The sequence below is a fragment of the Kitasatospora sp. NPDC059827 genome (genome assembly GCF_042731675.1).
Classification (GTDB): domain Bacteria; phylum Actinomycetota; class Actinomycetes; order Streptomycetales; family Streptomycetaceae; genus Kitasatospora.
On the sequence record NZ_JBHWIV010000156.1, the window covers coordinates 1 to 7,594 of the forward strand.

The 7,594-nt window shown below is 71.3% G+C and carries 9 protein-coding genes and 1 pseudogene; 8 read left to right on the forward strand and 2 right to left on the reverse strand.

Annotation, left to right across the window (positions count from 1 at the left end; all coding sequences use genetic code 11):
- Positions 1 to 64: 64 nt before the first annotated feature.
- The 3 genes from ACFV8H_RS40785 (at position 65) to ACFV8H_RS40795 (ending at position 2,285) form a co-directional block, all read left to right on the forward strand.
- Positions 65 to 235, forward strand: a complete 171-nt coding sequence (locus tag ACFV8H_RS40785) for a DUF397 domain-containing protein (protein ID WP_380409777.1) — start codon at positions 65 to 67, stop codon at positions 233 to 235.
- Positions 236 to 310: 75 nt separating this feature from the next.
- Complete coding sequence (locus ACFV8H_RS40790) at positions 311 to 1,525, forward strand: hypothetical protein (protein ID WP_380409761.1); 1,215 nt, start codon at positions 311 to 313, stop codon at positions 1,523 to 1,525.
- Entirely contained in the window at positions 1,518 to 2,285 is a 768-nt protein-coding gene (locus ACFV8H_RS40795; protein WP_380409763.1) for a hypothetical protein, read from the forward strand. The genes ACFV8H_RS40790 and ACFV8H_RS40795 overlap by 8 nt, the downstream gene beginning before the upstream one ends.
- Before the next feature lie 11 nt (positions 2,286 to 2,296).
- On the opposite strand, the pseudogene ACFV8H_RS40800 reads toward ACFV8H_RS40795, so the two are convergent.
- A pseudogene (locus ACFV8H_RS40800) lies at positions 2,297 to 3,118 on the reverse strand (permease); the annotation flags it as partial.
- Positions 3,119 to 3,232: 114 nt separating this feature from the next.
- On the opposite strand from ACFV8H_RS40800, the gene ACFV8H_RS40805 reads away from it, so the two are divergent.
- The 4 genes from ACFV8H_RS40805 to ACFV8H_RS40820 are packed head-to-tail and all read left to right on the forward strand — an operon-like array spanning position 3,233 to position 6,111.
- Complete coding sequence (locus ACFV8H_RS40805) at positions 3,233 to 3,550, forward strand: hypothetical protein (protein WP_380409765.1); 318 nt, start codon at positions 3,233 to 3,235, stop codon at positions 3,548 to 3,550.
- Positions 3,547 to 5,142, forward strand: coding sequence for a hypothetical protein (locus ACFV8H_RS40810; RefSeq protein ID WP_380409767.1), 1,596 nt, complete (start codon positions 3,547 to 3,549; stop codon positions 5,140 to 5,142). Before ACFV8H_RS40805 ends, ACFV8H_RS40810 begins: the two co-directional genes overlap by 4 nt.
- The gene (locus tag ACFV8H_RS40815) at positions 5,139 to 5,528 is read left to right on the forward strand and encodes a hypothetical protein (RefSeq protein ID WP_380409769.1); all 390 of its coding nucleotides are present in this window, start codon (positions 5,139 to 5,141) and stop codon (positions 5,526 to 5,528) included. Before ACFV8H_RS40810 ends, ACFV8H_RS40815 begins: the two co-directional genes overlap by 4 nt.
- 58 nt (positions 5,529 to 5,586) lie before the next feature.
- Positions 5,587 to 6,111, forward strand: a complete 525-nt coding sequence (locus tag ACFV8H_RS40820) for a hypothetical protein (protein WP_380409771.1) — start codon at positions 5,587 to 5,589, stop codon at positions 6,109 to 6,111.
- On the opposite strand, the gene ACFV8H_RS40825 is transcribed toward ACFV8H_RS40820, so the two are convergent.
- Positions 6,098 to 6,982: a hypothetical protein gene (locus ACFV8H_RS40825; RefSeq protein WP_380409773.1), complete on the reverse strand. Its 885-nt coding sequence runs from the start codon at positions 6,980 to 6,982 to the stop codon at positions 6,098 to 6,100. The genes ACFV8H_RS40820 and ACFV8H_RS40825 overlap by 14 nt on opposite strands.
- 204 nt (positions 6,983 to 7,186) lie before the next feature.
- Here ACFV8H_RS40825 and ACFV8H_RS40830 point away from each other — a divergent pair, with 204 nt between their 5' ends.
- Positions 7,187 to 7,504 (forward strand): heavy-metal-associated domain-containing protein, encoded by a 318-nt coding sequence (locus tag ACFV8H_RS40830; protein ID WP_380409775.1) that lies wholly within the window; start codon positions 7,187 to 7,189, stop codon positions 7,502 to 7,504.
- Positions 7,505 to 7,594: the final 90 nt, after the last annotated feature.

Below are 7,594 nucleotides of genomic sequence, written 5' to 3' on the forward strand. Positions count from 1 at the left end.
TTTTAATTCCCCCGCCCCCCCCCTATATCAACCCCCCATACCCCGCCGCCCGGTTACTTTTTTTATACGCCCCGGGACCGGGCGGCGGGGGGCGCCCCCGGGGGACCCCCCGGCGCCTCGCTTCGTCCCGGTCCGCGATCCCGAGAACCCCGACGGCCCCGCGTTCGTCCTCCCCTCCGAGGCATGGGTGTCCTTCGCCGCCGCCGTCACGGCCGGCGAACTCCCCACCACCTGAACATGCCTGCGCGAGAAGTCGGCCCGCCCGACGTCCCGCGCACCTCCCAGGGCAGCGAACGGCAGGTAGCGACCGATGGACACGACGACGGACACCACGGGCCACGGCGAAGCACGCTTGGACGATGCGCACAACGTCCTGGTCGCACCGCCGACGGTGCGCAACCTCGACTTCTTCGGGGCGACGATCGGGCCCGAGGACCTCGCCTCCACCGACCTCGCCGGGAAGACCCTCTACCTCGCCGGCGACATCTCCGCCCTCGACGGCCGCCGACTCGCCCCCGCCGCCCGCGTGTTCGTCGTCCGGGAGCTCTCCACCGACCACGCCGACGCCCCCTGGCCCGTCGTCGGCCTCGGCCGGATCCCCGTCCGGGTGCACGGCGCCGGCGTCTACTACCCCCGCTTCTTCGAGCCCGAGGCCGACCACTTCCACCGGGTCCGTGCCGAGCACGCGTTCCAGTCCCTGACCGAGTCCGACAAGCCCGGTTCGGCCCACCGCAGCGGGATCTACCTCACCCCCGTCACCCGCGACGGCGACGACCTGCACTTCCGGCTGCTGCGCTGCTCCACCAACCTGTCCGGCCCGACGGAGAACTTCGGCCCGACCGACACCGACATCGTCGACGCCCTGAACCGCGAGGCCGCCACCGTCTTCCGCGGCCACACGCCGCTGAACCACGTCCTCGCGCAGACCTACCACAACACCCGGGCCACGCCCGGGCGCAAGCAGTCCAAGGCCAAGATCTCGTCCCACGCCGACAAGACCAAGGACATGCCCGCGGACGGCATCATGGCCTTCTGCACCTTCTACGACGGCCTCGCCGAGCTCCAGCCCCTGGCCGACGACCCCTTCGACCACGGAACCGGGCGCACCAGCGGCCTGACCAGCCTCCGCTTCCGGCTCAAGGACTCGGCCCGCGAAGCCCACGGGGACGCCCTCCCGGCCCAGTTCGAGCTGACCCTCCACCCCGGGTCGGTCTTCTTCATGCCGCTGTCCACCAACCGCCTCTACACCCACGAGATCCGGCCCTCGGCCCTGGACGCCGGGCTGCTCCCGACCCGACTCGGCTACGTGGTGCGCTGCTCGAAGACCGAGGCCGTCCACCGGGACGGCCGGACGTTCCTCAAGTCCGCCGGTGAGCTGGTGGAGTTGGAGCCGCCGACCGAGGCCGGGACGGACGAGCTGCGCGGGCTGTACGCCGAGGAGAACCGGAGCTCGGACGCCGTCGACTACGGCGACCGGTTCCGGTTCAGCATGAACAGGGGGGACTACCGTGCCCCTCGTGCCTAGCATCGCGGACCAGGTCCGCTCCCACGCCCTGCCCGCCGAGCCGGGACTGTTCGCCGAACTGTCCGGCTCGGCCCTCCTGGAGGAGCTCGGGAAGGGCCGCCGGGGCACCACCCTCACCAGGCCCGACGGGACGGGCGGCGTGCCCCTCGTCCGCACCACCACCCGGTACGCCCACCCGGCACAGCGCTTCCGCCCGGTCCACGAACGGCTGGCACAGCGGATCCAGGAGCACGCCGGGCTCCCGCTCGCCTTCGACAACGCCCTCTTCGAGAGCTACACGAACGCCTACACGACCATGGGCGCCCATTCCGACCAGGCCCTCGACCTGGCCGAGGGCTCGTTCATCGCCGTCTTCTCCTGCTACCGGGACCCCGACGCGGGCCCGCCGAGGAAGCTGATCGTCGAGTCGAAGGAGCCGGTCGGCGGCGAACGGTTCGAGCTCCCGCTCACCCACGACGGCGTCGTCGTGTTCTCCGTCGAGTCGAACCGCCGCCTCCGGCACCGGATCGTCCTGGACAAGCCCGTCCCCGCGACGGACAACGTCTGGCTGGGCCTGACCTTCCGCACCTCGAAGACCGTCCTGCGGTTCCGCGACGACGGGCACCCGTACCTCCCCCAGGGCACCCGCCTCACCTCGGCCGACGACGACCAGCGCCGCGAGTTCTACCAGTTGCGGCGCCGCGAGAACCAGGAGACGGACTTCGCCTATCCCCCGCTGACGTACACCGTCAGCGAGAGCGACCTGCTCCCGCCCGTCTGAACCCGCCCGCCTCAGTGGTGGCCGCGGTGCTGCTCGTGCCCCCCGCGCCCCTCCGCGTCCGGGCTGCCGCCCATCATCCGCAGCATCGCGCGGCCGCCGCTGCGGAGGAAGCGGACGAGCAACACCCCAGCCAGCAGCAGGAAGGCGATGTTGAGCCAGGTGGTGTAGTTCCACTCCACGCCCGCCATCGGGATCTCCGCGTCCCGGTGGTCGGGCACCAGTCCCAGCCCGCCGAACAGCAGCTCCACCACGTACCCGGCCGCCACCATCGCCGTGTAGAACGTCCCGAGCAGGAAGAGCGCCGTCCGCGCGCCGTAGTACTTCCGGTAGATGTTCAGGATCGGCAGGATCAGCAGGTCCGCGAAGATGAACGCGACCACCCCGCCGAAGCTGATCCCGCCCTTCCACAGCACCACCGCCAGCGGCACGTTGCCGATCGAGCAGACGAAGGACGCGATCGCCACCAGCGGTCCGACCAGTGGGCCCCACAGCTTCCCGGCCAGCGGGTGGTCGGCGAAGAAGAAGGCCTGCCAGAACGAGTCCGGGACCCACGCCGCGATCGCGCCGGCGATCAGCAGCCCGACCACCAGGTCCCGGAGGATCGCGGCCCACTCCATCACGAACACGTGCGACACCGACGTGAGGCCCTGCCGGGAGAGCAGCCGCCGGGCGAACGAGCCCTCCCCCGCGACGGACATGTCCATCGCGGCGTGGCCCTCCATCGAACCCGCCCGCCCGAACTCCGCCTGCTCGCGGGCCTCCTGGAGCAGCCGGTCGCGCAGGAGGAGCCGGAACAGCAGGGCGAGCACCAGGATCATCACCGGCCCGCCGACACCCGGGCCGACCGGCACGGCTCCGCAACCGCACCTCCCCCGGATGCGTCTATGCTCATCGGTCGTGCTCGTCCGACCACGGCGAGCGGTCAACTGCAGGAGGGGGAGCGGTCGATGGGGGATCAACCGAGCGGCTACACGGTCCATCCCGACGCACTGGACGGCGTGACGACGGCACTCGGCAACGTCGCGACCGACCTGACGTCGGCGGGCCAGGCCTACACCGCGAAGGCGGTGCACCCGGCCGCCGACTTCGGCGAGTTCGGAGTGGACCAGGCATGGTCGGGCTTCGACACCAAGTGGGCGCAGGAACTGCAGGTCACCCAGCGGGCCGTGACGGAACTGGTCCAGAAGATGTCGACGACCGGCGCCAACTACCGCGCCGCGGAGACCAAGGTCGCCACGTCACTGACCCCGGCCGGGTCCCGATGAGCAAGGTCGCGGACCTGCAGAAGGCGCAGCAGGCCATCACCCGCCCCGGGTCCGGCTTCTACGTCGGCATCGCCCTGATCGGCGCGATCGACAAGGCCCTGGCCGTACCGGGGCCGGCCGGGAACCCGGGCACGATACGCGAGCGGGCCAAGGAGTACGCGGAGACCGCCAAGGCCTACGCCAAGGCGTCCACCGACCTCGGGTCGGTCGCCGACAAGGAGCTGCCGAACGCCTGGACCGGATCGGTCGCCCAGAACGCCACCCAGTCCATCAAGGCGCTGGCGAACGAACTGACCGTCTCCCAGAAGACCCTGGAACAGGCGTCCACCCAGCTGAACGCCTGGGCGGACGCGCTGGAAGCGGCCCGGAACACCGACGCGCAGGGCATCACCGCGCTGGAGAACGTGCAGAAGTCGCTCGCGCACGACATGCTCGACATCGGCAAGGCCATCGCCGCCATCGACCCCGCCAACACCGCCGTGGGCACCCGGATCGCCGCCGCCCAGGCGGCGGAGAGCAGCGGCACCCGCACCGCGAGCCTGCTCAACCAGCTCGCCGCCAAGGCCCGCACCGAGCGGGCCGGGCAGGGGACGGTCGACCCGCTCGCGGCGCTGGTCATGGCCAACGAGAAGGGGCCCGGCGGCAATGCGGACGGCGACTACATCCTCTCGGCCAACCAGCTCGACCGCGCCGAACAGTCCCTGTCCGTGATGAGCGGCGCCGACCAACTCGCCTTCCAGAAGCTGGTGTCCGGCGCCAAGTCACCCGAGGAGGCCGCCTACCTCTGGAAGGCCCTGGCCGCCGGCCACTCGATCCCGGACATCCAGCAGTTCGCCGGCCAGATCCACCCCCACGGCGACGACCCGGTCTGGCTGTCCGAACACCTCGTCCCGGCCCTGGGCTCGGACCCCGCCCAGCAGGAGTCCACCACTCAACCGATCCAGCTGACCTACAAGGGCGCCCAGGTCCTCGACGGCTTCGACATCTACAGCCAGCGCACGGTCGGCGACTGCGTGGCCGCCTCCACGATGGTCGCGAGCCTCAAGCTCGACCCGGTGACGATGCTCCAGGTCACCACCGGCAACATGCCCGACGTTCCAGGAGCCGACGCGCCCGAGTACTTCAAACAACGCCTCCAACAGCTCTTCATCGGCCAGTACCAGCAGGGCCAGCTCGCCGACGGCAGCCAGAAGATCTACCCGGACAACGGCGGCGGGATCGGCCCGAAGGGCAACACCTTCCTCGCCGATCAGAACCTCGGGAAGGCCACCGGCTCCACCTACGAGTACGTCGATCTCAACACCGATGACGACCGGCGCGCGGCCGTCACCCGGATCGAGAAGGCCCTGGACGAGGGCAAACCGGTGCCGTTCTGCGCCTATGACGAAGCCAGCAAGGCCGCCGGCAACGACGGCCACTATCACCAGATGGTGATCGTGGCCCGGGACGGCGACCGACTGCAGGTCTACAACCCGTGGGGCCAGTCGGTGTGGGTGACGGAGGACCAGTTCATCCACAACCACATGAGCGACGGGGGCCTCACCGGCACCACGAAGATCAACCGGCCCTACGGCGCGGAGCTGCCGAAATGACCAACGTTCTCCCGGACACCGAGCTGATGACCGGCTACGACGTCGAGGCCGCGATCACCCGCGGCCTGCTGATCGACGGAGTCCCGCGCCGGGTGCTCTTCGGCGAGGCGGCGATCGCCGCCTCCTACCAGGCCGAGGCCCTGCGCATCGGGCCGTACCCGCTGGGGTTCCTGGCCCAGTACGTCCGCGCCGGCGGCTTCACCGCCGCGCTCGACCTGCCCGAGCCGGTGACGGGCCGGGCGGAGGGCGAACTGGTCCGCGGCTGGCTGCGCGCAGCTGCGGCCGGCGGGGCGGACCTCCGGCGCGAGGTCCTGTTCGCCCGCTGGCTGGCCGAGGTCGCCCTGCTCATCACCATGCGCCGCCAGGTCCGGGAGGAAGCGGGCTGATGCGGCGTGTCCACGAGCGTCCGAGCGCGGTCCGTCGAACCACAGGAGCCCAGAACCGATGACACCACTGCTGCGCCGAGTCATCAGGGATGTGGTGGTGCTGCTGGCCGTCGCGCTGCTGCTCCTCTCCTACTCCGCCGGATGGTGGTCCGACCCCGCCGCCGGCACCGCCGCCCCCATGGCCACCGCCACCCGTCCGGAGACGGAGGTGGCCCTTCCGGCCGTGGCGACCGCCGGGGACGCCACAGAGCCGTACCCGCCCAGCACGGTGTCCCTCGCGGTCGGACAGCGGCTCGGCGTCAGGACCACGGGGGGCGCCTTGCCGAAGCTCTGGTACCTCAGCTCGGCCGGCGACGGCGCCGTGCTGCAGAGCGGCCCGGACTTCGTCCTCACCCCCTGCTCGACGAATCCGCCCGTACCCGGCTGCGCCCCGGAGTTCGACCGGACCTTCACCGCCCTGGGAGCCGGGACCACCACGCTGACCTGGGCGTTCGGCAATGCGTGGGACTGCCGGCCCGACGCACCGAACCGTGCGGAGTTGAGGTGCGACGTCACCAAGAGCATCCAGGTCACCGTCCACTGACGCCCGGCCGCTCCTCCCCTTCGGCCAGGGTGCGCCGGACGACGGCGCGGATGCCCGGTTCCAGGTGGCGGGCCCAGGGCGGGTCGGTCTCGCCGCGCAGCCGGGCGCAGCGGGCGAGGGCGTGGCCGAACTGGTCGGGGGTGAGGTAGCCGAGGTGGATGACACCGTCGTCGGAGGCCGCGCCGTTGAGCATCCGGCTGGTCAGGTCGCCCATCGGGAGAACGGAGAAGCCGCGCCGGGACGTCGCGTAACTGTGGGCGGCGTTGGCGGTGAGGACACCCATGCCGAGGTAGACGGTGACCAGGTCGGTCAGCTTCTCCTCGTCGGCCTCGCTCCAGCGGGCCCTGAGGCGTCGTTCGGAGATCAGGCGCAGGTGGCCGAGTTCGTGGGCGATGAGCGCGGCGAGGGCTGCGGGGCGGTCGGCGTGGCCGAGGTCGAGTTCGATGACGTCCCGGCCGTCGGTGCGGTGGTAGTGGCCGACGGTGCGGCGCTTGCCGGCGCGGCCCTGGTCGGCGGTGAAGAACCGGACATCGAGGGCGCCGGTGTCCGCACCCATCACCGCGCCGACCCGGTCGACGAAGTCCCGGATCCTGGACTCCCGGGCCGGGCCGGTGAGTTCGGCGAGGCCGCCCGGGAGGAAGTCGGCGGTGGGCAGGGCGAACGGGTACCGCACGGCCTGTTCCCCGAACTCGGCCACGCACCAGCGCAGGCACTTGTCGACCCAGGCCCGGTCCTCGGCGGCCGCGCGGTCCGCCGCGGGATCCGTTCCGGACACCGAACTCGGCGGCCTGGTCCAGGGTTTGGCCTCGTCGAGGTCGGCCACGCCTGGTGCCCGCTTCGACGGCTGGTTCCTCCCGAAGATCCATGACATGGCGCAGCCCCCCGCTCCGTACGTCTCCTGTGCGTCCCCACCGTCCACTGTAGGGCCCCCGTTCCCGGCCCCCTAGGTCCGACTCCAAGACCCTCTGCTTACCCTAGGGGGGTATGGTATGTTCATCATCGAAGCAGCCGCCCGGGACACTCCGGAAGGCGTCGTACGCACTGACGACAAACGCACTGACGACAGGAGCACACCATGAGCGAGACCACCGTCACCGTCGAGCCGTCCGCCGCCGAGGGCTCCTGCTGCGGCTCGTGCGGCACCGGCGCGGCCGCGGCTCCCGCCGCCACCACCGCCGAGCGCACCGTCCTCCAGGTGGCGGGCATGACCTGCGGCCACTGCGTCGGCGCGGTGACCGCTGAGCTGGAGAAGGTCGCCGGCGTCACCGGGGTCGCGGTCGACCTCGCCACCGGCCGGGTCACCGTGGACAGCACCGGCCCGCTGGCCGACACCGAGCTCGCCGCCGCCATCGACGAGGCCGGCTACGACCTGGTCGGCCGGGTCGACGCCTGACAGTGAGGATGTTCATGAGCGGTTCCCGGGCAGGTCTGACTCGCCTCCTGACTGACCTCGGGTCCTCAACGGGATCTGTCGGCCTCGTTC

Bases quoted from the DNA above. Each gene is read 5' to 3' on its own strand.
- ACFV8H_RS40805 (WP_380409765.1), top strand. From the start codon at position 3,233: ATGGGGGATCAACCGAGCGGCTACACGGTCCATCCCGACGCACTGGAC.
- ACFV8H_RS40830 (WP_380409775.1), top strand. From the start codon at position 7,187: ATGAGCGAGACCACCGTCACCGTCGAGCCGTCCGCCGCCGAGGGCTCC.
- ACFV8H_RS40790 (WP_380409761.1), top strand. From the start codon at position 311: ATGGACACGACGACGGACACCACGGGCCACGGCGAAGCACGCTTGGAC.
- ACFV8H_RS40815 (WP_380409769.1), top strand. From the start codon at position 5,139: ATGACCAACGTTCTCCCGGACACCGAGCTGATGACCGGCTACGACGTC.
- ACFV8H_RS40825 (WP_380409773.1), bottom strand. From the start codon at position 6,982: ATGTCATGGATCTTCGGGAGGAACCAGCCGTCGAAGCGGGCACCAGGC.
- ACFV8H_RS40820 (WP_380409771.1), top strand. From the start codon at position 5,587: ATGACACCACTGCTGCGCCGAGTCATCAGGGATGTGGTGGTGCTGCTG.
- ACFV8H_RS40810 (WP_380409767.1), top strand. From the start codon at position 3,547: ATGAGCAAGGTCGCGGACCTGCAGAAGGCGCAGCAGGCCATCACCCGC.